This is a genomic window from Bacillus sp. FSL P4-0290 (assembly GCF_037975435.1).
Classification (GTDB): Bacteria; Bacillota; Bacilli; order Bacillales; family Bacillaceae; genus Bacillus; species Bacillus subtilis.
This window is the reverse complement of sequence record NZ_CP150253.1, coordinates 2123888-2150135: the sequence shown is the minus strand read 5'-3', so window position 1 is coordinate 2150135 and position 26248 is coordinate 2123888. Positions and strand designations below refer to the sequence as shown.

The 26248-nt window shown below is 38.6% G+C and carries 26 protein-coding genes and 6 pseudogenes; 11 read left to right on the top strand and 21 right to left on the bottom strand.

Going from position 1 to position 26248, the window contains the following annotated elements; translation table 11 throughout:
- Positions 1-85: 85 nt before the first annotated feature.
- Positions 86-1771: a HAMP domain-containing methyl-accepting chemotaxis protein gene (locus MKY10_RS11655; protein ID WP_003231425.1), complete on the bottom strand. Its 1686-nt coding sequence runs from the start codon at positions 1769-1771 to the stop codon at positions 86-88.
- A 324-nt stretch (positions 1772-2095) separates the two neighbouring features.
- Between MKY10_RS11655 and hpaB the strand changes: the two genes are divergently transcribed.
- Positions 2096-3547, top strand: a complete 1452-nt coding sequence (hpaB, locus tag MKY10_RS11650; RefSeq protein WP_003231423.1) for a 4-hydroxyphenylacetate 3-monooxygenase, oxygenase component — start codon at positions 2096-2098, stop codon at positions 3545-3547.
- Between the two features lie 36 nt (positions 3548-3583).
- On the opposite strand, the gene exlX is transcribed toward hpaB, so the two are convergent.
- Positions 3584-4282, bottom strand: coding sequence for an expansin ExlX (gene exlX, locus MKY10_RS11645; RefSeq protein WP_003231419.1), 699 nt, complete (start codon positions 4280-4282; stop codon positions 3584-3586).
- A 269-nt stretch (positions 4283-4551) separates the two neighbouring features.
- Complete coding sequence (locus MKY10_RS11640; protein ID WP_004399503.1) at positions 4552-5229, bottom strand: YoaK family protein; 678 nt, start codon at positions 5227-5229, stop codon at positions 4552-4554.
- 172 nt (positions 5230-5401) lie between these two features.
- Here MKY10_RS11640 and MKY10_RS11635 point away from each other — a divergent pair, with 172 nt between their 5' ends.
- Positions 5402-6439 carry a polysaccharide lyase family 1 protein gene (locus tag MKY10_RS11635; protein ID WP_024571748.1) on the top strand — a complete coding sequence of 346 codons (1038 nt, stop codon included), beginning with the start codon at positions 5402-5404 and terminating at the stop codon, positions 6437-6439.
- A gap of 256 nt (positions 6440-6695) precedes the next feature.
- Complete coding sequence (locus MKY10_RS11630) at positions 6696-7379, top strand: SOS response-associated peptidase (RefSeq protein ID WP_061891180.1); 684 nt, start codon at positions 6696-6698, stop codon at positions 7377-7379.
- A 340-nt stretch (positions 7380-7719) separates the two neighbouring features.
- On the opposite strand, the gene MKY10_RS11625 is transcribed toward MKY10_RS11630, so the two are convergent.
- From MKY10_RS11625 to MKY10_RS11585, 9 genes and pseudogenes are all read right to left on the bottom strand, one after another.
- Positions 7720-8025, bottom strand: coding sequence for a membrane protein (locus MKY10_RS11625; protein WP_004399414.1), 306 nt, complete (start codon positions 8023-8025; stop codon positions 7720-7722).
- A 232-nt stretch (positions 8026-8257) separates the two neighbouring features.
- Complete coding sequence (gene oxdD, locus MKY10_RS11620) at positions 8258-9436, bottom strand: oxalate decarboxylase (RefSeq protein ID WP_046381090.1); 1179 nt, start codon at positions 9434-9436, stop codon at positions 8258-8260.
- 122 nt (positions 9437-9558) lie between these two features.
- The gene (locus MKY10_RS11615; protein WP_046381091.1) at positions 9559-10047 is read right to left on the bottom strand and encodes a YdhH/YoaO family protein; all 489 of its coding nucleotides are present in this window, start codon (positions 10045-10047) and stop codon (positions 9559-9561) included.
- Positions 10048-10071: 24 nt separating this feature from the next.
- Entirely contained in the window at positions 10072-10227 is a 156-nt protein-coding gene (locus MKY10_RS11610) for a hypothetical protein (protein ID WP_128484048.1), read from the bottom strand.
- 39 nt (positions 10228-10266) lie between these two features.
- A pseudogene (locus MKY10_RS11605) lies at positions 10267-10422 on the bottom strand (YoaP domain-containing protein); the annotation flags it as partial.
- Positions 10417-10589: pseudogene (locus tag MKY10_RS11600) on the bottom strand (hypothetical protein); the annotation flags it as partial. The pseudogenes MKY10_RS11605 and MKY10_RS11600, both read right to left, overlap by 6 nt.
- Positions 10537-10727: pseudogene (locus tag MKY10_RS11595) on the bottom strand (hypothetical protein). The pseudogenes MKY10_RS11595 and MKY10_RS11600, both read right to left, overlap by 53 nt.
- Before the next feature lie 23 nt (positions 10728-10750).
- Positions 10751-11248, bottom strand: coding sequence for a hypothetical protein (locus tag MKY10_RS11590; protein WP_046381092.1), 498 nt, complete (start codon positions 11246-11248; stop codon positions 10751-10753).
- Positions 11249-11349: 101 nt separating this feature from the next.
- The gene (locus MKY10_RS11585; RefSeq protein WP_046160466.1) at positions 11350-12261 is read right to left on the bottom strand and encodes a VanW family protein; all 912 of its coding nucleotides are present in this window, start codon (positions 12259-12261) and stop codon (positions 11350-11352) included.
- 344 nt (positions 12262-12605) lie between these two features.
- Between MKY10_RS11585 and MKY10_RS11580 the strand changes: the two genes are divergently transcribed.
- The 3 genes and pseudogenes from MKY10_RS11580 to MKY10_RS11570 all read left to right on the top strand — a co-directional run bounded on the left by MKY10_RS11580 (position 12606) and on the right by MKY10_RS11570 (position 14251).
- Positions 12606-13088 (top strand): DUF2975 domain-containing protein, encoded by a 483-nt coding sequence (locus tag MKY10_RS11580; RefSeq protein ID WP_033883966.1) that lies wholly within the window; start codon positions 12606-12608, stop codon positions 13086-13088.
- A 9-nt stretch (positions 13089-13097) separates the two neighbouring features.
- Positions 13098-13351: pseudogene (locus MKY10_RS11575) on the top strand (helix-turn-helix transcriptional regulator).
- Between the two features lie 105 nt (positions 13352-13456).
- Positions 13457-14251, top strand: coding sequence for a DUF817 domain-containing protein (locus MKY10_RS11570; RefSeq protein WP_046381093.1), 795 nt, complete (start codon positions 13457-13459; stop codon positions 14249-14251).
- 108 nt (positions 14252-14359) lie between these two features.
- Here the strand turns inward: MKY10_RS11570 and MKY10_RS11565 are convergent, their stop codons facing one another.
- Positions 14360-15232, bottom strand: coding sequence for a LysR family transcriptional regulator (locus MKY10_RS11565; protein WP_004399248.1), 873 nt, complete (start codon positions 15230-15232; stop codon positions 14360-14362).
- Positions 15233-15332: 100 nt separating this feature from the next.
- Between MKY10_RS11565 and MKY10_RS11560 the strand changes: the two genes are divergently transcribed.
- Entirely contained in the window at positions 15333-16211 is an 879-nt protein-coding gene (locus tag MKY10_RS11560; protein WP_046381094.1) for a DMT family transporter, read from the top strand.
- A 172-nt stretch (positions 16212-16383) separates the two neighbouring features.
- On the opposite strand, the gene MKY10_RS11555 is transcribed toward MKY10_RS11560, so the two are convergent.
- Together MKY10_RS11555 and MKY10_RS11550 are read right to left on the bottom strand one after the other, a co-directional pair.
- Positions 16384-16815, bottom strand: a complete 432-nt coding sequence (locus MKY10_RS11555; RefSeq protein ID WP_029318068.1) for a hypothetical protein — start codon at positions 16813-16815, stop codon at positions 16384-16386.
- Positions 16816-17053: 238 nt separating this feature from the next.
- Positions 17054-17686, bottom strand: a complete 633-nt coding sequence (locus tag MKY10_RS11550; RefSeq protein ID WP_046381095.1) for a type 1 glutamine amidotransferase family protein — start codon at positions 17684-17686, stop codon at positions 17054-17056.
- A 255-nt stretch (positions 17687-17941) separates the two neighbouring features.
- Between MKY10_RS11550 and bla the strand changes: the two genes are divergently transcribed.
- Entirely contained in the window at positions 17942-18862 is a 921-nt protein-coding gene (bla, locus tag MKY10_RS11545; protein WP_048654904.1) for a class A beta-lactamase, read from the top strand.
- A gap of 262 nt (positions 18863-19124) precedes the next feature.
- On the opposite strand, the pseudogene MKY10_RS11540 reads toward bla, so the two are convergent.
- The 3 genes and pseudogenes from MKY10_RS11540 to MKY10_RS11530 all read right to left on the bottom strand — a co-directional run.
- Positions 19125-19214 (bottom strand): annotated as a pseudogene (locus MKY10_RS11540) (SMI1/KNR4 family protein); the annotation flags it as partial.
- A 107-nt stretch (positions 19215-19321) separates the two neighbouring features.
- Complete coding sequence (locus MKY10_RS11535; RefSeq protein WP_015251942.1) at positions 19322-19681, bottom strand: DUF3221 domain-containing protein; 360 nt, start codon at positions 19679-19681, stop codon at positions 19322-19324.
- A gap of 418 nt (positions 19682-20099) precedes the next feature.
- A pseudogene (locus MKY10_RS11530) lies at positions 20100-20252 on the bottom strand (hypothetical protein); the annotation flags it as partial.
- Positions 20253-20365: 113 nt separating this feature from the next.
- Here MKY10_RS11530 and MKY10_RS11525 point away from each other — a divergent pair.
- Entirely contained in the window at positions 20366-20629 is a 264-nt protein-coding gene (locus tag MKY10_RS11525; protein ID WP_015251940.1) for a hypothetical protein, read from the top strand.
- Between the two features lie 299 nt (positions 20630-20928).
- On the opposite strand, the gene ppsA is transcribed toward MKY10_RS11525, so the two are convergent.
- Positions 20929-23529: a phosphoenolpyruvate synthase gene (gene ppsA, locus MKY10_RS11520; protein ID WP_061891179.1), complete on the bottom strand. Its 2601-nt coding sequence runs from the start codon at positions 23527-23529 to the stop codon at positions 20929-20931.
- A 672-nt stretch (positions 23530-24201) separates the two neighbouring features.
- On the bottom strand, positions 24202-24843 hold the full coding sequence (xynA, locus tag MKY10_RS11515; protein ID WP_015251938.1) for an endo-1,4-beta-xylanase XynA: 642 nt from the start codon (positions 24841-24843) through the stop codon (positions 24202-24204).
- Between the two features lie 309 nt (positions 24844-25152).
- Between xynA and MKY10_RS11510 the strand changes: the two genes are divergently transcribed.
- On the top strand, positions 25153-25401 hold the full coding sequence (locus tag MKY10_RS11510; RefSeq protein WP_015251937.1) for a hypothetical protein: 249 nt from the start codon (positions 25153-25155) through the stop codon (positions 25399-25401).
- Positions 25402-25478: 77 nt separating this feature from the next.
- On the opposite strand, the gene MKY10_RS11505 is transcribed toward MKY10_RS11510, so the two are convergent.
- A complete protein-coding gene (locus tag MKY10_RS11505) occupies positions 25479-25718 on the bottom strand; it encodes a TM2 domain-containing protein (protein WP_003231362.1) in 240 nt (79 codons plus the stop codon).
- A 170-nt stretch (positions 25719-25888) separates the two neighbouring features.
- Between MKY10_RS11505 and MKY10_RS11500 the strand changes: the two genes are divergently transcribed.
- Positions 25889-26227 (top strand): helix-turn-helix transcriptional regulator, encoded by a 339-nt coding sequence (locus MKY10_RS11500; RefSeq protein WP_015251936.1) that lies wholly within the window; start codon positions 25889-25891, stop codon positions 26225-26227.
- The last annotated feature ends 21 nt before the right edge of the window (positions 26228-26248 follow it).

The following is a 26248-nucleotide window of genomic DNA, read 5'->3' as shown; positions in this document are numbered from 1 at the left end:
CAGTTAACTCTGTTTTTAGAAACAACCACAGTAAAAGTAGCCAACCCCCACCGAATAAGATGGGGGTTGCACGTAAGTAGCCTGTTTAATATTTAAAACGATTAATGACGGTTTGAAGTTCTTCTGCCAACTGAGATAGAGATTCTGCGGCATAGGAGATTTCCCCCATTGAATGAAGCTGTTCCTGTGATGAATTTGCAACCGCTTCTGTATTTGCTGACGTTTCTTTTGTACCAGCAGCCAATGTATGAACTGTGTGCTGAATCACTTCAACGCCTGAAGTAAGCTGTTGAGTTGCTGCTGCAACTTCTTGTATTTGAGAAGTGACCTGTTCCACCAGGTTCAGTATTTCATTGAAATTTCCTGTTGTCTCTTGAGAAAGAACAATACCTGAGCTCACATTTTCTTGAACAACTTTAATATTATTTACCGTTTCTATCGATTCGTTTTGGATGGTCGCTACCACCGATTGGATGTGGTTTGCAGATTTATTTGTTTCATCCGCCAACTTCCGAACTTCTTCTGCCACCACAGCAAATCCTTTTCCTTGCTCTCCGGCTCTGGCCGCCTCGATCGCTGCATTTAGTGCCAACAAATTTGTCTGCTCTGAAATCGTCGTGATAAGCGAAGAGATATCGCTGATTTCTGCTGTGCTCGCTACCAATGTTTGCAATCCATTGCCGGCTGAATCTACAGATTTATCAATGAATTTCATCTGGTCTAACATCTTGTTGACGGACTTAGAGCCTATTTCAGCCTTGTCTCTCATCGAAGAAGAAAGATCCGCTATGTTCCCTGTATTTGAAGCGACTGATGATATACTGTCTAATAATTCAGTGATGGATTCTGCGCTCTTTTCTGTCATTGAGCTTTGCTTCACATTGCTGTCGGCAGCCATCTGCATGGCTCGTGAAATATGTTCAGATGTTGATTTCGATTCTTCCGCGCTTGCCGATAATTCTTCAGAGGAAGCGGCGACTTGTTCAGATGAGCTGCTGATCTGCTTCACAATTTGAGTTAATGAATGAGTAAAAGAATTAAAAGATTGGGCAAGCTGGCCAAATTCATCTTTATTTTTCACAATGACTTTTTTGGTTAAATCAGCCTCGCCGTGTGCAATTTCCTCCAGCTGCTTATTTATGCTTCTTAGTGGCACCATAATGGACTTTAACAGCATTATGCTTAGAACAATGCCTAATATTACTGATATCCCTGTGACAATGATAATGAGCGATTGACTCATTTTCCCATTGCCCTGTATTTCATCCTTTAGATCCTCTACCTCTTGATCCAGGCGATCAGACAGCTTATTGACAGCCGGAGCTACGCCTTCTTTTCTTATTGTTCTTTCTTCTCCAAAATGGATGGTTTCTGCTTTTTTAGGATTTGAAGAGTAGGCTGTTACTACTTGCTGATTCAAAGCTCTATACTGAGTAAAACTTGTCTTAATGTCTTCAATATTGGATTGATACTTCTCTTCATCAATCAAGTCATTAACCCGGTCAAGGCTCTTTAAGACATCGTCTGCTTTTCCCTTCATACCCTCGTCGTATTCTTTGTCTCTGGTAATCAAGAAGCCTCTTTCATCATTTGATAACCCGGTCAATTCATATTGGATGTGTTTTATCTCTTTTTGGAATTCCATTTTGTCTTTAAGTTCTTCATTCTTTTTCACAGTAGAAGAAATCATAAATACTGAGGAGCCTCCAATTCCAATAATTGAAACAACTAATATTGATATAATCCCCAGCAATTTTGTTTTCACTTTCATGTGTCGTTTTCCCTTTCCGCACAATGTAATGGCTGAAATAAAATATGTTCAAGCGCGTTTGAATCCAATTCGCTTACGCTCATGTCCATAATATCGACACGTGTTATCAAGTTTTATAGTGATATTCTTATATGAATAAGCAAATTCTTTACGTCTCTGAACTTACAGAAAAACCTTAAGTAAAATTTGCAGTCTTTTGCGGTATGTAAGTCACTCTTATTCGTTTTTCTAAAAAAGGCTTTTCCCACCTCAAATTGGCTGAACCGGCTGTTTTCTCGAAAATATAATACAATACGCAGCATAATATGAAGGAGCGAAACTTAAATGGGGATCATCAATGGTAAAGAATTCATTGACCGATTGAATAAACTAGAAAACGAAATATGGTATGATGGCGAAAAAATAAAGGGTAACATTTCTGAGCATCCTGCATTTAAAGGAATAATCAAAACAAAAAGCTCACTTTATGAATTGCAAACAAAGGATGAGTTAATACATGAAATGACTTATTGCCTTCCTGGAGATCATAATCGAATCGGCCTTTCCTATCTCCAGCCTAAAACAAAAAATGATTTGAAAAAAAGAAGGACCATGATTGAACATTGGGCTAGACATACTCATGGAATGATGGGGAGAAGTCCGGATTACATGAATACGGTTATGATGAGCTTTGCTTCGTCAGCGGAGCTTCTAAAAGATAAAGAGAATTGCTTTCCTGAACATATACTAGATATGTATGAACAAGCTGCTAAGCATGACCTTTCCTTTACCCATACATTCATTACTCCGCAAGTGAACCGGTCACAGTCCTATTTTGGGCTAAGTGAAAAACCGATATCTGCTAAAGTCATTGATAGAACCGAAAAAGGTTTAATGATTCATGGCGCACGACTGCTTGCCACACAAGGCGGGTTGACCGATGAAATCTTGGTTTTTTCAGCGCCTAAATTTTTCTTTGAAACAGATGAAGCTTATGCTTTTTCAATCCCTTCTAATACAAAAGGCGTAAAATTCATCACAAGAGAATCATTTGTATTAAGCGACTCTTCCTTTAATCATCCCTTAAGCTCAAGGTATGAAGAAATGGATTCAATTGTGGTTTTTGATCATGTGTTAGTGCCGTGGAATCGTGTGTTTTTTTACGATAATGTGGAAGCAGCTAAAGATTTTATGACAAAAAGCTCTTTTCATGCCTTTACCTTTCACCAGGTTGTCATTAGGCAAATGATAAAAATTGAATTTCTATTAGGTGTTGCACAGCTTCTTGTCGACACCATTAATGTTTCCGAATATCAGCACATCCAAGAAAAGCTCTCAGAAATCATTGTGGGATTGGAAACAATCAAAGCCCTCATTGACAAATCGGAAAATGATGCTCAGTTAGATGAATTCGGCTATATGCGCCCCTGTTTAATTCCTCTTCAAGTCATCAGTACGATCATTCCTAAGCTATATCCTCGATTTACTGAAATCATACAATTAATTGGAGCTAGCGGAATGGTGACACTGCCTACCGAAAATGCATTTGACTCAGAGATACGGGAAGATCTTGACCAATATCTTCAAGCAACCAATACAAATGCTGAAGAACGTGTGAAAATTTTCCGTTTGGCATGGGATTTAACAATGAGTTCATTCGGAACTAGACAAACTCACTACGAAAGATATTTTTTCGGAGATCCTATTCGGATTTCAAGCAGGCTGTATACCAGTTATCCAAAGCAGGAGCAGTTGAACATGATTAAAACATTTTTACATGCAGATACAGAACATTGAAAAAACAGCGGGAAAAGATCCGCTGTTTCGTATTTTTTATTCAGGAAACTGAACATGGCCCGGTACTGTATAGGCTTTGGACGTTCCGCTTTCAGGCAGCTTTGGAATGGTGTCTTTCACAACTTTTCCGCGGATGTCAGTCATTCTGACTTTGAGAGAGCCAGTACCTAAATTCGTACTCACAAAATGGTTATAGTCCATTTTCTCCATGTTGATCCACTTACCATCCTTTTCATATTCCATTTTCATAACAGGATACTTGTGATTTCTGACTTGGATTGCTGCCCACCACCTGCTGCTGCCTTCTTTGATCCGGTACGTGAAATTGCCGGTGATTGGGGCTTTGACAACACGCCATTTAATATTGATTTTTCCGTCTTTCATATTGCCGATTTTACGGAAGGCATTAGGTGACAGATCAAGAGCTCCCCGAGCGCCTTCGGGATAAAGATCAGTAACATATACGGTTGTTTTCCCTTTTGGCCCTTCAACTTCCAAATAAGAGCCGGCAAGTGCCGCTTTTACTCCTCCGTAATTGAGATCCGCCGGATTTATTGCAGTAATCTCCATATCGGAAGGAATGGGATCCAGCAGGAAAGCTCCTCCTGAATAGCCTGACCCTGTATACGTTGCATAACCTTCATGCAGGTCGTCATATGCTGCCGAAGCTTGCGGGGAAAAACAGAAGATCGTCAACAAAACCATACCAACAAATGCACTCATGATCTTTTTCATATTTGGTCCTCCTCAAACCAGACTTCAAATGAGAATCATTATCATTATAAGACTCAATCCATCTGGTTTGAAAGAGGAAATAGATTCATAGTTGATTTTAAGGCAAATTCACTATCATTCATATATCAAATGTAGGTACTTATGAAAAAGCCAATACAAATGAACGAATGTGCACTTCAGCCGAATGTCTTATTTTTCCCTCTCAAAATTCGCATTTCAATAACGAAATGAAACAGGCTGTTGGCCTGATAACAGCTATACAGGAAAAGCTATTTTTCCCCGCTCAGTTTCAACTTAGCTGTCATCATGATGCCAAAGATCAGCACAATCGGAACCCAAATAATGAAGTGATAAAAATCAGGCTCAGCCAGAGCAACAATAATAGCCCCTACACAATACAAAATAATAGCCAGTGCTCTTAACACAGTATCTCTTAAGAAAGTCTTCTTTTGCTTCTTAAAAAACAAACGGCCGGATATATCCTCTAAAAGAGAAGCCAAAGTGCCGGTCAACACAGTTGAAGAAATACCTGCAATCCCCAGTTTTTTTGCTGCTGTAGTTTGAATCCCCATAGAAATGCTCATGAGTATAATTAGAATGTGCACAGGAACAAATGCCCGGTAAAAAGAAAGACAAGCAAAGACAAACAAAATGAATGCTTCAAGTGCGAGGGCTTTTGTCACAGCAGAAGGCCAAAGGGTATTTTCCGCCTTTCCGACCATCAATGTAGCAATGATCACGCCGCATATAAATCCGATTAGCGCAGTCAAGGAATTAAAAACAGTGACCTGAATGGATTTGCCGATAGCTAACCCCAATAATACAATGTTTCCAGTCATATTAGCTGTGAACACATGTCCCAGGCTTAAATACCCGATTACATCCACGATTCCAGCTGTTAAACATAAAAGTGATAGCAAGGTGTTTCGATAAGCTGCTGCAGTCAACGGTGTATCAATCCTTTCTTCTATTTCAATTGTTAGTATGTCTTTTGGCGCAATCTCTATTTTTTAAGTAACCCAACATTAATTAGGAAGATAGAACCTATTATTCCTTTCCATTAACTGTAATAATAATCCCCGCAAGGAAATGATTAAAATTGAAAGGAAGCATATTGTGATGAAACGACTTTGTTTATGGTTCACCGTCTTTAGTTTGTTTTTGGTTCTCTTGCCTGGAAAAGCATTAGGTGCAGCCGATTTTCCGAATACCTCAACAAATGGCCTTTTAGGTTTTGCCGGAAATGCCAAAAATGAAAAAGGCATTTCTAAAACGGGCACAACGGGTGGAAAAAACGGGCAGATTGTTTACATTCAAAGCGTAAATGATTTAAAAACCCATCTAGGAGGATCCACTCCGAAAATTTTAGTGCTTCAAAATGATCTTTCCGCATCTGCGAAAACAACAGTTACCATTGGCTCAAATAAAACACTCGTGGGCTCTTACGCGAAAAAAACGCTGAAAAATATTTATTTAACAACTTCATCAGCTTCTGGAAATGTCATTTTTCAAAATTTAACGTTTGAACACAGTCCGCAGATTAACGGAAATAATGATATCCAGCTTTATTTAGATTCCGGTATGAACTATTGGATTGATCACGTCACATTCTCAGGTCATAGCTATAGTGCAAGCGGAAGTGATTTGGACAAACTCCTGTATATCGGAAAATCCGCAGATTATATCACGATCAGCAACTCAAAATTTGCGAATCATAAATACGGTTTGATTTTAGGATACCCGGATGATTCTCAGCATCAATATGACGGCTACCCTCACATGACAATCGCCAATAATTATTTTGAGAACTTGTATGTTAGAGGCCCAGGTCTGATGAGATACGGTTACTTTCATGTTAAAAACAATTACAGCAACAATTTTAACCAGGCGATTACAATTGCTACAAAAGCAAAAATATATTCCGAATATAATTACTTTGGGAAAGGCAGTGAAAAAGGCGGCATCCTTGACGACAAGGGCACTGGTTATTTCAAAGACATAGGCAGCTATCCATCACTCAACAAGCAAACCTCTCCGCTGACTTCTTGGAATCCCGGGTCAAACTATAGCTATCGTGTCCAAACGCCGGAATATACAAAAGAATTTGTCACGAAATATGCCGGATCACAAAGTACAACTCTGGTATTTGGCTACTGATATAAAAGAGGCCATGCGTTAAAAACGTTGTGCCTCTTTTTATACTATAGGCTATTTTTAAGCGATCCTTGTAATTCCATCAAGATCCAGCGTCGGTCAAACAAAAAAGCATATGTTCTTTTCCACAATAACTTCTTAACTGGCTTTCTTATTATACCAGTTTATCGCAAGTGAAAAGAAATCATTGTTCTGGACCTGTATTAAATGAACGTTCGTCCCACACACTATTCAAAAACCCCTAAAAAGGATGATGGATATGTGCGGCAGGTTTACTTTGTTCTCTGCATTTGATGATATTATTGACCAGTTTGACATCGATCAATTTTTTCCTAAAGGTGAATACCAGCCAAGCTATAATGTCGCACCATCACAAAACATCCTTGCAATCATCAATGATGGATCAAATAATCGCTTAGGCAAGCTTAGATGGGGACTTATTCCACCTTGGGCAAAAGATGAAAAGATCGGTTATAAAATGATCAATGCTCGAGCCGAAACAATTACCGAGAAACCGGCCTTTCGAAGACCGCTTGTCAGCAAACGCTGCATCATACCAGCAGACAGTTTTTATGAATGGAAACGGCTTGATTCCAAAACCAAAATCCCAATGCGGATCAAATTGAAATCATCTGCTCTTTTTGCGTTTGCTGGCTTATATGAAAAGTGGAGCACACATCAAGGATACCCTCTTTATACCTGCACCATCATAACAACTGAGCCTAATGAGTTCATGAAAGATATACACGACCGAATGCCGGTTATATTGGCCCATGATCATGAAAAGGAGTGGCTTAACCCCAAAAATACAAGCCCTGATTATCTGCAAAGTTTGCTGCTGCCTTATGATGCTGATGACATGGAAGCATACCAGGTTTCATCATTAGTAAATTCACCCAAAAATAATTCAGCTGAGCTTCTTGATGCAGAAAATCATATGTAGTGATTGAAAAAATTCTCTAGCAAGAACTTGTCAAATAGCTTTGTTCCTTAGGTGCCAATCCCTCTAGTAATTATGAATATTTAGTACATAGATCAATTAGTTATCTTTAGCATCAGTTTGAAATAATTTTATTATGTAAACTTAAATAAGCAATGTTATTCCTTTCATATAAAATAGTTTACATTTTTATAAAATCGCTTCACTTTTCTATTTTGTCAGCAAAAAAACTGAACCACATTAAACTTATGAAACCTGCCGCACCTGTGGATTGCAAATATGATATAAGCCCATAGAGGTAAATCCATACACTTTCCCTCCTAAGAATTAAATGAAATTTCTTTCATCTTACATGAAGGTCTTCTTTCTTTTGTTTATCCAGTGTAATACTTAATAATATGTTGATGAATGCAGCTGGAAAATATATAAATCCCACTCCAAGAATGCCTAGTATCGTACTTAAACTTACTATGTAATTCTTTGTCATCGTTTGACTGTCAATCAATATTAGAAGTGAAATCAATCCAGCTAAAACACCTATAAACCAAGCATCGCCAACAGCATAAGAATCATCCAGCATCCCTAACCATCGCCCCAATATAGAGCTCCCAATGGCAGTCAAACTGGATAAAAATATGAGTGCTTTCATTTCTTCTCCTCCTTTAAAGCCAATCAAACTGGTAGAAATCGGCCATTGAATCCCCATTATCGAATGGTTACCATTTCATTTCCACATTAACATTTTAAAGCTCATTACAATACGATTCAAGCAGAAAAACCCTACATAACGTATATATAGGGATTTAATAAAACACAGGCCAAAATTCAGCTCTATCTACTTTAAAAAGATATGAAGGGCAGCTGTGTGATCTGTTACGTCTTTACGTACCGGGATATTTCACAACAGGCACTTTCTTCTTACGCAGAGAATCAAGCATGACTGATCCAGCATTCAAGTTGCTTTGCACTAATTCTTTAGGCGTCAATGCCATCCACTGATTGAGTGACACATCTGCATAGCGGTTACTTTTGAACATTTCTAAAAACCATAATGTTTCTGTACCAGTATTTTGTATATAGTGGCCAGCATTAGAAGGTACGTATCCAACGTCGCCTGCTCTATAATCAAATGTGCGGGCAGTCCCATTTCCGATAAATACCGTCATTCGTCCCTGTCCTGTTAGATAATATTGCCACTCATCGCTATTGGGATGCCAATGAAGCTCTCTCATCGCGCCAGGCTCAATCTGAACAAGTGCAGCGGCTATCGTTTTTGAAATTGGGAAGTTAGAAGAATCCACAATTCGTACACTCCCCCCTGGCATTTGAATTGGGGGTTGATTTAACAACTCGTGTTTAAAGGTCATGGGGACTTTTCCATATGGTGACTGAATGTCTTCACTCGCGACTGATCCCGGCACATTCCCTTGGTAAATATAGACTTGCTCAGACGGAAGAGAGTTGAAAGCATTCTCTGGGACACCGAAATTTGCAGACAGAACGTCTTTTGGTGTGTGTGCAAGCCAATCTGAAATGGTTAACGTTGAAAACTCAGAAAAGTTTCCATCATCGAATACGAGCAGAAACTCGCAGTGTTCCAATCCCTGTATGGAATGCGGAATTCCTGCTGGGAAGTACCATAGGTCGCCGGGACCAACATCAGCAATGAAATTTCGTCCGTCTTGGTCAACAGCGGTGATACGTGCCCGTCCCAAAAGCATATAAGCCCACTCCGCTTGCTTATGCCAATGAAGCTCACGGACGCCTCCCGCAGTTAAGCTCATGTTTACACCTGCAATCGCAGTCGAAATCGGAAGCTGTCTTACAGTGATTTCTCTTGACCAGCCGCCATGATCTAATTTCATGGGAGCGTCTGAGAATGAAAATCTCAAGTTAGGAATCATACCTTCATCTGTGACAGGCGGAACAAGTATATTCGGATTTTGAATATCCCGCATCATATTTCGCGGGCCTGCATCAATAGCTCCAGCTCCATCACTTCGAATAGGCTGCGGCACGTTTCTGTCATCATGATTGATTGGTTGTTGTTCCAACAGCATGCACCTCGTTTTAGAAATGAACAAGATTTTATTTCAGCCTATGCAGAATCTTAGATTGCTGTGCCTAGGAATCCGCAAATAAAAAAGTGACAACCAATGTGATCACAAATACAGCGAATAAGCTATTTTTTATACCATGGCTTCTTATGTAATTTGATTTCTTCTGTCTGTTTTTTCTGGCCTGTCCTCCACTCCACTTTTACTAATACATCATGTCCTATCACTTCATCTTCAGGCATATAATCAAAGGTGGCAATATGGTCCTCCATGCGTCCCCCACCTGGCATTTCATCACCTGTGTACTCTGATAAGTCGTACTCATCTACGTTATCATCTTGATACTTTTCGCCATCTACATACAGAGTAATTCTTTCAACAACAGTCCACTTTTCTTCCTTCTTACTCCCCTGCCAATATAGATTTAGAAAATAATTGGGTCCAATTGAAGTTTTGTCTGATTTTTCAAGGTTAGACATCCACAGTCCGCTTTTCCCGCTGCCCTCATATTTCACTTCGTTTCCTGACACCATTACTAATAATGTGGTGATGCAGATGATCAAGAATACAGCAATGATCAATAGCCATTTCTTAATATTATTCTTTTTTCTCATGTTTTTCCCCACTTTCCTAACTTTTTAGTAGGAAAATATGATCAAAATGTTACCGAAAAGAAAATAAAAAAGGGCTAATGATCTAACAGATGACTGTCTAAACTTTTGACTTAAATTAAAGTGCTCTCTAAAGACAAGATTAAAACGTATAACAGCTCTTAAATGCATTTTTTGTTTCATTGAGTCAAGAACCTTAAAATGGCTTTTTATTATTAAAAATCAAGCTAGTGTATTAAGTAACTTTTCAAATTTATTTATACTCATGATCTCGTGAGTCACAAATCTCCCATCAAAAAAAACGCTAAAAGTTGTCCAAATAGCTGGTGACTTTTGTGCCTCTTCTTTCGATGATAACTGAATTGACTGAAATTGAACTCTGAAAATTTCGAAATTAGAGTTTTTTAATGATGAACGGGCTGCACTTGTTTAGGTGTCACTGTCATTATCAGTAAAATATTATGCTGAAATGCGCAGTCAGTCACAAAGTCTCTATTCGTATTCAATAAAGACTTTGTGATCATCGACAAACATTTCACTCCCATCGGATAAAGTATCCAAAAGGCCTCTGGTTCTTCTCTATAGTCATAAATCACAGTCACTTTGACATTTGGCTCAGCTATGATTGGTTTTCCAACAATTATTTTCGTTTTTTCCTCAGGCAAAGTAAGAGATCGAATCACCAAAGCCATTCCATCTTTACTGTCTAATTAACGCCATCTTCAGTGAATTTAAAGGTCTGTTTTAAATTGCGTCCTTCTTGCACCTTCTGTGTCCAAATTATAACAACCTCTAATTCAGAGGCCTTATCTGCCAGCATAAAATGATTGAACTTCAGCGGTGAGCCATCATTTAAACTTTCAGCTAACATTTTAGAATCTTCTTTTGGTTTGACACAATTTTCATCGGGACATCCAAAAAGCGAAAACCTTGTGATTGAATTAGGGTCATTTCTATACAATTGCACATCCACTGTAGCTGCTTTTTCCCCTATATTTTTGACTTCCAAGGAATATACTTGATATTCTCCTTTTTGAGGTCTCGCAAATTCCTTTGCATTTTTTGCTTCACTTACTTTTACTGACCACTGGTCTGTTTTTTGTGTAATAGGCAACACCGTAAAAGTCAGGGCATGCGCTTTTGATTGGCAAAACGTAAATCCAACTGCTGTAAAAACAATTACAGAAAATAATACCCTTTTCACTTCATTTATCCCTCCTTCCTTTTCACTGGCCGTTCCTTAAAGAATTGATTTTGAGCAATCTACAAGCTCTCTTAACCAAAACCTTACCTGAGGTTTTGTCTTTACTGCTCTGCATTTATTTCTTTCGGTATCCGAGATGGAGCTTTGGGGATTTTTCTCAATTTGCTGTTTATCACATCAGAAGAGTATAGCGTAATAATCATACTTCCCCCATACCTTTTTGCCCGAATTAAGATTGGTTGGTTATATTGGTTTTGAAAGCGAAAGTCAGGACCTCCCCAGCTTACCGTCGCATCCCGTCCGGGCGGTACATATGGTACACTTCTAGTATGAGAATAGCGCTGAACGATCTGCAGTCCTGCACGATCGACTGCATTAAATAGAGTTGAGGACACCTGACAAATTCCTCCTCCTACACCTTCAGACAACTCCCCTTTTACAATAATGGGTGCACTTTTATATCCTTTGTTCCGAGTTCTCATTCCCACAACTTGGTTAAACGAAAACGTCTCATTAGGGAAAACAACGTGATTGTCGATTGCTTTTGCAGAAAGAGAAATATTGTGTGAACGGCTTTTATTGCTTGAGTTAAAATATGTCACGTACTGACCAAGCTGCTGCGTACTGATGTGAGCTAGCAGCTCGCTGTCAACTTTCGGATAAATGTTCATTTCCGGCACTTCTATCTTGGAGGGACCTTGCCCATAAAAATACGCATAAAACTTTTCCATAAACGCCTGTTGATACAGTTTGTAGCCAACCCTGCCCGGGACGATGCTTCCATGATCGTTAAGGACAGCATTTATCGGCTCACGGTACACTTTCTGATCAAGCTGTTTGATGAATTTACTGTATTTTTCATAGTCAACCATTGGAGTGCCGGGAAGAGGCATTGTAAAGTCTTCACGGTTAACAGTGGCAATCGTCCGTCCTTGCTGTGTGATCGTTAAACTGTCCTGCGGCTCACTCGGCTGAGCCAATAAAAAAAGACCAGTGATCAAAATTTGTATCATAAGTCGGTTTACCTCCCGATCATTAGTATGAACAGCCGCTTATCCTTTGATGTATTTCTTCCCATCGTTTGTTTGAATCTTTAGACGTTGATAAAAACCTTCATAAAAGAGCTTAGCTTTGTTCACACCGATCCCTGAGCTCACTGAGGCACACGGTTCATTCAGTCGGCAAGTTTGAAGTAGTTCAGCATCTCCCAGTGATGAGGGATGCTTTTTTGTCTTGTCAAAAATGAAAAGGGTCTCCTATAACAACAAAAAATCAATTCATTTCAATATTTTTTTATTGAGAAACGATAAATTTTTTGTTACATTCAATTAGACAACAAATAAATGAGGTGCTTGTTATGAATCGAATGTCGACAATTTTTTTAAAGATAGCTTTGGTTCTTATTGGAATTCCAATTCTTGCTTTATGCATTTTTTTAGTGCCTAAGATAGCCAACTATTCAGCAGAATTATTTCCAAATATCGCTTATATAAAATATCTCGTTTTCATCTATTTGTATGTAACGGCGATACCTTTTTACTTTGCTCTTTATCAAGCGTTCAAACTTTTAAGCTATATTGACAAAAACAAAGCTTTCTCGGGTTTGTCTGTAAGAGCTTTGAAGAATATAAAATATTGCGCAGTCACTATCAGTATCTTTTACGCAGCAGGCATGCCTGTCTTTTATCTGATCGCCGAGATAGACGACGCACCGGGTATCATTGTGATCGGATTGGTTATTATTTTTGCTTCAATGGTGATTGCGGTCTTTGCTGCTGTTCTTCAAAAACTGTTAAAAGAAGCGATAGATATAAAATCAGAAAATGACTTAACGGTCTGAGGTGATGACATGGCGATTATTATCAACATTGATGTGATGCTTGCTAAGAGGAAAATGAGCGTAACAGAGCTTTCAGAGAGAGTTGGCATCACCATGGCTAATCTTTCGATATTGAAAAACGGAAAAGCAAAGGCTATTCGATTATCAACTTTAGAAGCGATTTGCAAGGCTTTAGAATGTCAGCCCGGGGATATATTGGAATACCGAAGTGATGAAGACACACAGGATTCGTAAAAAAATATGTAAGATCAACAGAAAAATAAAGTGATTGGCGGTGAGCTTATGGACATAAACTTATATCCATCTAGCTGCTATACTAAGCGTCCCTTCCATACACGAAGAACACAACTATGGAGGAGGCATACATCATGAGAGCAATAAAACAAATCGTTCATTTTGGCTGGGAACAAGCCCTTTCATGTTTGTTTCCTGCCGTTATTTTTGCCTCTTTGGCTATTACGCAAATCATCCCACTGCCCTTCTTGCCGCGATATGACTGGCTGCTCATTATCTGCGTTCTCATGCAATTGTGGATGGTGCGTTCCGGTCTTGAAACACGGGATGAATTAAAAGTGATCACATTATTCCACCTTATTGGGATTGCTCTGGAACTTTTTAAAGTCCATATGGGCTCCTGGTCTTATCCAGAAGAAGGATACTCCAAAATATTTGGAGTACCTTTGTATAGCGGTTTTATGTACGCAAGTGTAGCCAGTTATTTGTGCCAGGCATGGAGAAGGCTTAAGGTTGAACTGATTAAGTGGCCGCCTTTTTTTGCAGTTGTTCCGCTTGCCGCAGCGATTTATTTGAATTTTTTCACCCACCATTTTTCTATAGACTTTCGATGGTGGTTATCTGGGCTTGTCATCATTGTCTTTTGGCAAACATGGGTTACATACGAGGTGAATGGAGCTCGTTACCGTATGCCGCTCGCACTTTCTTTTGTACTCATCGGATTTTTTATATGGATAGCGGAAAATATCGCTACGTTTTTTGGAGCTTGGAAATATCCAAACCAAATCGATACATGGAGTCTCGTACACCTTGGAAAGGTAAGTTCATGGCTCTTGCTAGTGATTGTTAGCTTTCTTATAGTAGCATCATTAAAACAAGTTAAAGAGCAGAATCCCACAAAGGCAGAGATTGGTGAATCTTTTTCTTAGCATTCAAGTCCCAAATAGAGTGAAAAGCAACGTTCAAATGGTTGCTTTTTTCTACTCTGCCGCTGAGTATTCATCTTCTTCAAATTTCATCGCACCACGATAACTGATTCAGATTACAACTGCTTTCAACACCTTGACAAACTCATGCGCCGCCGGCGTTATCTCTTCAAATGAATGTGCGATGACGCCAATATCGCGTGTGACCCTAGGAAAGATGTCCTTTTTAATCAATTGATGCGGGACGGATGAAAGTGTAAAGTTTGAAATGATGCCGATACCCAAGTTATTTTTGACCATATTAATCAAGGTTTCGGCATTTTGCACAGTTAAGTTTTCCTTTAATTCGATGTTGTATTGCGAAAATGCGTTTGACATCGCGATTTCATGACCGCCTTTACAAAAAATGAGGTCATCTTGATATGTTTCAAGGTCGACATGCTTTTCAAGTTTTAATTCGTCACGCTGCGGCGGGATGACGGCCACCATATAGTCGTTACACAATAGCTGATTTTCAAACGGTTCAAATGGAGATGCTGCGATCCCGATATCAACCGTCCGATCTTCAACCCATCCTTTTATTTGGTCAGAGGTTCCCTCGATCAATTCTATGCGGATCAGCGGGTAGTTTGATCTGAATGCCGCAATCGCCTGTGGCATGATATTTGTTGAAACTGCAGGAAATGAACCAATTTTCACCTTCCCGTTTAACAGCTTGTTTTCCCGGTTGGCTACTTGATATATTTTGCTTTCAATTCCCTTCATTTGCCTCGCCAGCAGCAAAATTTCTTTTCCGATGTCCGTCAGCATTAAACCATGATGTTTATCCCTGATCAATAATTTGAGCTGCAGTGAGCTCTCCAGGTTTTTTATCGCTTTACTTACCGCCGGCTGAGAGATGAACAATTCTTTTGCCGCTTCTGTAATATTCAATTTCTCCCCGACTTTTACAAATATGTGAAGATGGTTCATGTTCATAACCATTTGGTTATACCCCCAATAATAAAAATGTATTTCAGTTATACATAAATGTAACATATGATAGAAACCAGCACGATATTTAAACAAGAAAGGCGGCTTCATTATGGTAAAAGTTATGCTGGGAATCATATCTGTCACACTTATTTGGGGTTATACTTGGGTTGCGATGAAAGTAGGAATTCATGACATCCCCCCGCTTTTATTTTCGGGTTTGCGCCTGTTCATCGGAGCGGTTCCTTTATTTCTCATTCTCTTCATCCAAAGAAAAAAGCTTTCAATTAAAAAAGAACATCTCAAAAGCTATATCATCATGAGCCTCTTGATGGGGCTGGGCTATATGGGGATTTTGACGTATGGAATGCAGTTTGTCGATTCAGGGAAAACCTCTGTTTTGGTATATACAATGCCTATATTTGTTACGGTGATCAGCCATTTTTCATTAAACGAGAAAATGAATGTGTATAAAACGATGGGACTGGTCTGCGGCCTCTTCGGACTGTTATTTATATTTGGAAAGGAAATGCTCAATATCGATCAAAGCGCTTTATTTGGGGAGCTGTGCGTACTTGCGGCAGCGCTTAGCTGGGGAATCGCGAATGTGTTCAGCAAGCTACAATTCAAGCATATCGATATTATTCACATGAATGCCTGGCACCTTATGATGGGAGCCGTCATGTTATTGGTGTTTTCCTTTATATTTGAGCCGGTCCCTTCAGCCGAGTGGACATATCAGGCGGTGTGGTCATTGCTGTTTAATGGCTTGCTTTCCACCGGCTTTACCTTTGTCGTATGGTTTTGGGTGCTCAATCAAATCCAAGCGTCAAAAGCATCCATGGCATTAATGTTTGTTCCCGTATTAGCCCTATTCTTTGGATGGCTGCAATTGCACGAACAGATCACCATCAATATTATCCTCGGCGCACTGCTGATATGCTGCGGGATTTTTATGAATACATTTACATTTTCACGACGGAAAGTGTGAATGATATACATTTCCCCTGTCATTTGGGCTTCATGTGACAGGAGACGACTATTACGAGAAAGTCTTCTAGAATCCTGACGACAGCCTATTAAACAATGAAAAAAGCTAATGTCTGCATGTAGACATTAGCTTGGCTGGCGTTTAGGCTGGTGAGAATCCAGATACTTTTTTATTACCATTCTGGCTGATCAAACTGAAAACCGTATAGACCTTTTACTTTAACATCTCCGCAATCTGGATCTTTTGTCAAAATCAAATAATGAGTCTTATAAGGCATCGTCTCAACTCGATCAGTTGCACTCAAATCAAAATGATCCCCTGAGAAGTTTTTTTCACTAACGGTTATTTCATATCCTGACAAAGTCATTCGCATGATTCTTGCGTTAATTGTACATCCTTCAGTATCGAAAATGGTGAATCTGTACCCAAAGTGAGATGTCCAATGGTTTGAATTTAGGTCATCAGACTTCATAAACCATTTTTCATTTTCTGTCATTGTAAAACTCACTTTCTCCTCATCTTTCACGATAACAGCCGAAGCTTCCCCTACATGGATAGTCAAAGCCAAAAGAAATGTAAAAGCTAACATCAACATCTTTTTCAAAAGAGTTCCTCCCGATATCTTTTTACTTCAATATATTGGAAGGGTCTTTTCTGATCAAGACAGTCTTCTCCAAATGAATCTTTAGCATCATGAAATGAGCCTTAATAAGAACAGTTTTAAGGCTTACCAATCTATATTCTTTTTAAAAGTTTCTGCATTTCTTTATATAGCTCCTAGACACATATAAAAAATGCTCCCATAAGTTCAGGAGCACTACAAAAAACTGCTAAAGTGTTTTCTATCGATTTATTGTATTCATTAGCTCAAAGAAGTACTCAGGCTTATAAGTCTTATTCAGCTTATACCATGAACGCAATGTATCTGGTGCAAATACATCTAATTTTTTCAATACTTCTACTGCAAATTCCAGAGGAGCAATTCCTGATGCAGTAACCAAATTTTTATCAGATACTGCAGGTTCCTTTTCATATAGTGTTTCTCCTTTGTAATTAGGGCAGACCATTTTCATATAGTCTAGGTCATTGCTTGTGTGCTTTCTCGAATTTAAGTATCCTTCATTCGCGAGGCCCAAGGTTGCCCCACAAATTGCAGCAATAGTCGTGCCGAGCTTTAAAGCGTCGCCAACTTTTTTCAAGATCGGCTGATGAATATCTTCTCCCCAAGTGTTTCCTCCGGGTAAAATGATAAGATCTTGACTCCCAAGAGTACATTCGTCAAGAGAAATATCTGGTTTTATGCTTAATCCTCCCAACGTAGTTATCATTTCTTTATTAACCCCTACTGTAACTACTTTTAAAGATGCTGCATCTTGTTTAAAGTATCTCCCTGAGTTTAGTTCCGCAATTAAATATCCATATTCCCAGTCTGACATTGTGTGAAATACGTAGAGATAAACTTTTCTCGTTTGCATCCAACAACACTCCAATCACAATTGATAAAGCTTTCTAATAGATGACTTTGCTGACAGCCATTGTCAGCATATGTATTCTGATTTGCCTATTCTTATATAATACCATGTAGGTGGGCAATTGCCCTTGTTCTCCCAACTTATTAAAAATATAAGATCAATTGATTCTATGTTTACTAGCGCAAAGGGGTTTGTTACACTAACTGTCATGGGAAACATTTCAAAGGTAATACAAAATCATTTGAATGAGGAGGCTTGATGAAGTTGAAAAATAAAGCGTCAATAAAATTCGGAATATGTGTTGGGCTTTTATGTTTAAGCATTACTGGTTTCACACCTTTTTACAGCTCAACGCATGCCGAAGCAAAATCCATAGAAGACACAAACATGGCAAGCTGTATAACGAATAAAAAATTAGTTCAACTTGAGAAAAAATTTGATGCCAGGCTTGGTGTTTATGCAATTGATACAGGTTCAAACAAGACAATCGCCTATCGGCCGAATGAGCGATTTGCTTACGCATCAACCTATAAAGTTCTAGCCGCAGCTGCTGTCCTGAAGAAAAACTCAATTGAAAAACTTAATGAAGTCATCCACTACAGCAAGGACGATCTTGTTACATATTCTCCTATCACAGAGAAACACCTAGATACAGGCATGAGCCTAAAAGAAATCTCGGAAGCGGCTATCCGTTACAGCGATAATACCGCTGGGAACATCTTGCTGCAACAGCTTGGCGGCCCTAAAGGTTTTGAAAAGTCACTGAAACAGATTGGGGATCATGTAACGAAAGCTAAACGATTCGAGACGGATCTAAACTCTGCGATTCCTGGTGATATTCGTGACACCAGCACCGCAAAAGCACTGGCAACCGATCTTAAAGCTTTCACTTTAGATAACACTCTCACGACTGACAAACGCACGATCTTAACCGATTGGATGCGAGGCAATGCTACTGGTGACGAACTGATTCGGGCAGGCGCTCCAATAGGATGGGAAGTCGGCGATAAATCTGGAGCCGGAAGCTACGGGACACGTAACGACATTGCTATCGTTTGGCCGCCTAACAGAGCTCCTATTGTTTTGGCAATTCTGTCAAACCGCTTTACGAAAGATGCTAATTATGATAATGCTCTTATCGCTGAGGCTGCAAAAATCGTCCTTAACGATCTCAAATAATATGTTTAGCCTTTTGCCACAAAGGAAAAGACATTACTTTTTTAACTCCTACCGTTCATTTTTTGATGAACGGTTCTTTCATAAGACCTCTAGAATCATATATTTAAACGCCACAAAATTAAACGTTATTATAATTAACGGCAAGTTTTCATTTTATGGAACAAGTAAAGTTTGACCTGACAAGAATTAAGACTAAGCACCCTAAAATCCGTTTTCTTCTCCTTCAAGTAAACATACAATGCAGACAACTCTCTTAAGTCTCTTATTCTGTGACCAATTTGTAATACTCATTGATATTCGGACTCTCTTCCCAATATTTCGTCTCGTTCGAAGACACTAACATATCAAACCACTTGAATTAACATAACTGAACTTGATATTGGTCACTGGCAGTTTCAATGCAATAGAACAACATTTGTTGTCTCAGAGGTTATCTATATGAGAATTCAACAATTTTTTTTATAATAATTCATATTTTTGTATCGTTGCACTTGGTGGATTTGACTCTTTTAGTGTATGGAACCACACTTTTATTTTTTCACCTCTTTTGAGATCATCTGTGTTATCAATCTCAATCTCACTTAATCCTACAATTACTATGTTATTTTTAAACTTGTTCATAAGTTGTCCTTCAGAAAGATCGTAATCTTCTTTTACTGGAGTTTCTGTAGTGGTAATGAGAATTGCCCTATTATTGTCTTTAAGCACGACATAGCCTACTAGGCTCTGCATCTTTGTTTCGTCTCCGTTTTGTTCATTTTTATTGCAGCCTGCAAGGAAAATAATGAGCACTATCAAGCTTACTCCGATTTTCGGCAACCTTTCTCCCTCCCGTCATGTTTAACAATCTCACTCCATAACTACATATCAATAAACTGTAGTGTAAATCTATCCAGAAACTTCTTCATTTTCTCATATTGAATCTTTTACAAGCTGGTAATACACAGACTAAATCGGGTAAAAATTCGTAGAGGTGATTTCATTGAATGATGATCATAAAGTAACTCATTACTCTTCATTTATTTTTTCAACAATCATGGTATTGGCGGTCGCCATCTTTCCACAATACACTTCTTGGTTTGTAACAGTTTTCTTCTTGGGTTTTGCACTTATCTATACATTCGAAAAACATAAAACAAGTTCTTCAAAAGCAATATCTTATATTTCGTATTTTTTATTCATTGTTTCATTGACTTACACTTTAGTTAATATGTAAGGGACATTCACCAAACGGATCTACTTCTTTTTGTTCTTTCTCAAATGTTCGTATGTGGTTGCCTTCGAACCATACCCTTACTCTTATTCCGCTTTCAAACTCATTATTGTATGCTGCTTCTTTTTGGGTTCCAGCATAAATATACTTATCATTACTGTCGTCTACTATACATATATTTGCTCCCTTTAAAATCGAGATTTTTACTTTTTATGATCCATTATTCACTTTCAAAATAACTTCCAATTACAACATAATATATGTATAAATTGTAAATGGAGTTGATGTAATTGAAGATTAGGAAAATCTTAATGAGTTCTGCTTTATCCTTTGGCATGCTCATATCCGCGATTCCCGCATTGGCTGCTGGCACTTCGTCTGAGGTTGCAGTAAAAAGTGATGAATATGATTATGACACTATATACCGCATTAGTCCTCTGCCAATGGACTTCCAGCCAACAATAGAATACAACGGTTATACTTATACGCTTACACGACATTATTTTGATTACTCAATCGGGTTTTACACGGCTATTTATACAAAAGTTGTTTAAATTTATAAAGGAGCTTTTTAGCTCCTTTTTCTCTTGTTTTAAGCACAAATACAAGTTTAAATGCTGGTAATAAAAAATTCACTTTAAAGAAGCGCCGCCCGCAAAATGAGGCTTTTGCACACTACGCCAATTTTATATAGAAAAGCCAGACCTCCTCCAAGAGGTTCCAGCTTTTCTTAATGTGCTATCGATCTTCGTTAGTTCAACGGGAACTTTATCATTCGGTACAATTGCAGCCTCCCAACTTCTAGTTAGGGCTGATGGCGGAATATCTGATGGCTCTCTACACACATCAGACATTATAAAATTTCAATGTAGCCTTCTGTACCATGAACGCGAATTCGTTGCCCATCTTTTATCAGCTTGGCAGCATTTTCAACGCCAACAACTGCAGGTAAGCCATATTCACGCGCTATAACAGCTCCATGGGTCATCAGTCCACCAACTTCGGTGACTAAGCCTTTTATGGATACAAACAATGGTGTCCAGCTTGGATCGGTAAAGGAGGTAACTAATATATCTCCATCTTCTAAATCAGCATCTTCCATGTTTAAAATGACACGCGCTCGCCCCTCTATCACTCCGGAGGAAACAGGTAGACCTACAATCGCTCCGGCTGGGAGATTTTCTCGTTTATACTCACCTGTAACGATTTCACCATCAGACGTGATAACACGTGGTGGAGATAGTTTTTCATATAATGTGTACTCGTCTTTTCGTGCGCTGATGATTTGATAATCCAGTTTATGTGTGCGTACGACTTCGTGAAGTTCTTCAAAAGTGAGATAGTATATATCTTCTTTTTCATGAATAACGCCCGCTTCTATGAGTTGTTCGGCTTCTTTCAGTAAAGCCTGCTTATAAACGAAGTATCGATTAACCATGCCGTATTTTGGATATTCCCTAAACCCGCTGAAATTCCGGATGATATCTATCATTCGTTTTGTTTCTTTGGCTTTTTGTTCACCATCCGGTAATTGCTTCAATCGATCTAATAACTCTTGCTCTTTCTTCAAAGCTTCCTGTCGCCCTTGCTCAAATTTCCGATGGCTGGCATTAGGCCCACTGTTATTGATATTATTAAGAATCATTGGGATAAGTGTAGTTGGTTTTTCGCTCCATCGAGTTCTTGTAATATCAATTTCTCCGGTACATCGCATTCCGTATTTGCTGAGATAATCATAGATCGCGTCTCGGGTTTTGCTTCCGCCATCAAACTTAGCCAGTTCATCCAAAAAGTTATCATCTTTTACATGTTGTAAGTAATCAATTACCTCTGGATAAGGACGAATCACATCTGCGACGTCTAATAACGCAAGACCCATTTCTGAAGTAATATTATGGGGTACAGATTGAGAGAGTGTATCTGCTGCGTTTTTTTCACCTAACCACTCGTTCATTTTTTCGTTAATCCATAATGAAGCATTCATAGCAGTTCGAATCACAACCGAACTTTCTGGGTTAAATAAAATCTTCTTTAATTCCTGGATATCTTCCAGAATAAAACGAAATAAATCTGATCCTGATTTCGTTTGGATGTTTTGTTTTAACTCTTCTATCGATGTTTGACTGCTCTCAATCAAATCAGACACGATTGTCGGATCGTTTTCAACTTGAGCCGGCATATCTGCATTGCCTCTGCTGGGATTTGGTGCTGTTTTATCATTTGGTATCGACTTTATGAAATCTCGTCGCTTTATTATAGTCATAAGTGCGTCTTTTAAGAGCTGATCGTGCTGCCCCATGCCTTTTAAGAAAACTTCTCTGCTGTCAGGGGATGCTAGATGATGTGTGACATCAACAAATAGCCTTCCACCGGCTTTACGCATGGGTGCAGCAGTCGTCAACAGAAAAAAAGACAACCCCAGTGGTTTTATGGGATCCGTCATCATTTGTTGATGACCAACAGAAATATAGACGTGATTTTCTTGGTCACTCGCTTCAGGGATGGGGAATAAAGTAGTGATTGGACGACTCTGTACAATATAAAAAGTATCGCGGGCCAAACACCATTCGATATCTTGCGGCTGGCCGAAATGAGCTTCGATCTGTCTTCCAATGCGTTCCAGCTGTAAAATTTGTTCATCAGTCAGTGTTTGAGCCTTTTGCTGATCAGAATCGATCTGCTGTGTTTCTGTTCCGCCTTCTTTTCGTCCGTAGATAGCCAATTTTTTAGTTGCTATTCTCTTATCGATGATTTGCCCATCCTGTACTTTATAACAATCGGCAGACACCAATCCGGAAACCAGTGCTTCACCAAGTCCAAAACCGGCATCGATGGATAACACCTTTCGGCTTGAGGTAATCGGATCAGCGGTAAATAAAATCCCCGAAGCCTGAGGGAAAACCATCCTTTGAACGATAACGGATAAATAGACTTGGCTGTGGTCAAATCCATTTTGCATACGGTAAATAACCGCGCGATCCGTAAATAGGGACGCCCAGCATTTACTGATATGCTGCAAGATTGCATCGACGCCGATAATATTTAAATAGGTGTCTTGTTGACCGGCAAAAGAAGCATGTGGTAAATCTTCAGCAGTTGCACTAGAACGCACGGCATAGGCATGTTCCTCGCCGAACTGGGAGAGATAGTGAGCCACTGCTTTCACAACATCGGAAGGAATGTCTACTTCCAAAATGATTTGCCGAATCTTCCGGCTGATGTTACCAATTTGATCTCGGTCCTCAACTTTTAGCATGGTCAATTGATCCAACAACACTTGTAACGTTTCGTTTTGTTCGATGGCTTTTTGATATCCTACTGTTGTGACACAAAATCCTTCTGGTACTTGTATACCTTGAATTTTTGATAATTCCCCTAAATGTAACCCTTTTCCTCCAACGAGCGAAAACTGTGTTTTTTCAATTTTATGTAAACCGAGAACCAAAGAACTCATTCTACATCTCCCCTTCAAAAATAAATATTGACAAGAGCTTCCTAGCAGGATATAATAAAATTATAAGATGGATATCTCTAACTTTTTAACCAGAAAGCGCACGTAGTGTGATTATATCACCGTGTCTGTTTTTGTGCAATATAAAAAGAACCTGGGCAATTTCACCAGGTTCTTTTCTTAATTTCCATAGCTAGTCGCATTAAAAAACTTGGTTCGAGCTGATACAATCCTCTAAGGAAATCCTAAAGTTGGGTTCTTTTCGAACTAACCTGTCTTGTTCAGTAGAGTCCCCATTTATAAATTAGACTTTTTGTTCTTAACAGTCCCACCGTTAACTAGTATAAAGTTATGAGGATTCTGGTTAACTACTGAGATATTTTTATTTTGAGTAAGGCTTATGTTTGATAAAGAAGGGTTATGTAAAGGTGTCTGTTGTGAGCAAGCGCTGACTACAAAAAATTGATAGCATTCTCATTTAAATACCATTCTATTAACCTATAGGAAAAGTTATAAAACCAGATGGAGAATACCCTACCTCCAGTAATTCCAAGGCCGTTCACCTAGTAGAAAACAACCTTTAACCATTACTAACGATTTTAATAATCATTGATTATAAAACTTCTCAAGGAACGATCATCAGCCCGTTAGCTACCCCTGATTAAAGATGATCTGCTACCACACTGTTACGTTAGAACTTCCACTACTTTGATATCCTTCTGTCGCCATGACTTGGTAAGCCCAATTACTGCCCAGATTCATTCCATGGCTCTTCCATGCGTTCACATGATTGCTGAAAGTGATTGTAGCGTTGCTTCCAGTTGGTCTCTTCGTCTGACGAACACTCCAGTACTGCGTAAAAGTAGTGCGATCGCCATCAATGGAAGGTGCGTTATAACGTGTAGTTGTATATATGTCATATGTACCCCCATCACTTTTTACAGTACCTTTATACGTTCCAGTAGGTCTATAAGTACCCCATGAATCCACTACATAATATTCTATGAGAGGTGATCTCGTCCAACCATATAAAGTTAAATATCCATTGCCATTCGGTGCCCAAACTCCGGCATTATAGTTTATCGTCCTAAATGGCGAACCTGTAGTCCAACCTTTACCAACAACAAAATTTCCGGTATTAGACCAATTAACACTGTAATTCCCGCCAGACCCATTAACAGCGTTTACTATACCGCCCCCATCAGTCCAATTTTGCCAGTAGTCTGTGCTAGCTGCAGAGGCGGTTGCCGAAAACAAGCTAATACTCATTAAAGCTGCCGATAATCCAACTAAGAAATTCTTTTTAAACTTAAACATATGTTACCTCCTATAATATTTTTTCCGACTTTGAGGTAGCACTCGTATACATTTAAAACATTCTTAATTACTAATGCCAAAGCTTTTGATCGTCCCCTTCAGTATAATACCACGAATTCATGAGCAAATATTAAAAGTATTTGTAATTTAATTACAAATACCTAGAAACACATTATAAGTGGTCTTCTTCCACCATATCCTGATCCTTTTTTCGTAGGATCACAATTCTTGTTTCTAATTCAGATGGAGTAATATCTGCAATGAATTCCCATTGAACCATTTCTATAAAGGAGATATACAGTAGAGATTGTGAAATTATTGTGCTGCCGCTTGTCTAATGAAGGGAAGCAAATCTATGAAGAATATGAAGAATATGAAGAACTGAAGAAGAAAACAATTAAGGTTATACTAAGAAAGAACTGCTCAATTAGAATTATTGACCAAAAATTTGAGGATGATAGCTTAGATCAGTTTTACAAAGAAGTTGCAAGATTTTTATTTGAAAGGACTCTGAAAAAGAAAAAAAGAATTGACAATCAGGGTAACTGTGGGATGTAACCGAGCCTCCAATTCAAAATAAAAATCTTTAAAATTCTTATTTTATTTAAAGAGGGACTGTATATCCCTCTTTAAAATTAAGCTTTAGATTGCTGCTGAAAGTAATAAAAATTGTACTTTTGATCAAACCCTTCTTCGCTACCACAAAGAAAAATAATGAATTCAATAAATGCGATAATAGAGGGGATACCAGTCCAGCAAAACAAAATATATAGAATACCTTGTCCTACTCTTCCCAAATAAAACTTATGTATTCCCAGACCCCCGAAGAAAAATGCTAATAATGCCGCTACAATTTTGTTCTTCTTGCTTACCATGACTTCCTCCTAGTTCATTGCTACCATTTTTAAAGTAATGCTTTCACATTATAATGCATTTTCCGCCAGAAATCGTGAAAATTTTGAAATTCTTTTGAGATTTTTTATTTTATTGAGAAATGAAAGCTCATATAATTGAACTAGATGGTTTTGGGAGGCGTTTATTCAAAATGTATGGCCAAAGATTACGTCAATTACGAAAGGCACACAAATTAACAATGGAACAGTTAGCTGAGAAAATTGGAATTGCAAAATCAAGTTACGGCGGGTATGAAGCTGAAAGCAAAAAACCACCTTTGGACAAGTTGGTTATTTTAGCTAGACTATATGATGTTTCAGTTGATTACATACTTGGATTAACAGATGATCCTGATCCTAAAGTGGAAAGAAAAAATCTAAAAGAGTTTTTAGAAAAACCAGATATTCACTGGGATGGATATAAACTTACCCCTGAGATATTAGATCCTATACGGAAAATTTTGAAGTTGGTTACTGCAAACAACAATTAAAAAGAGCCCGCATAAGGGCTT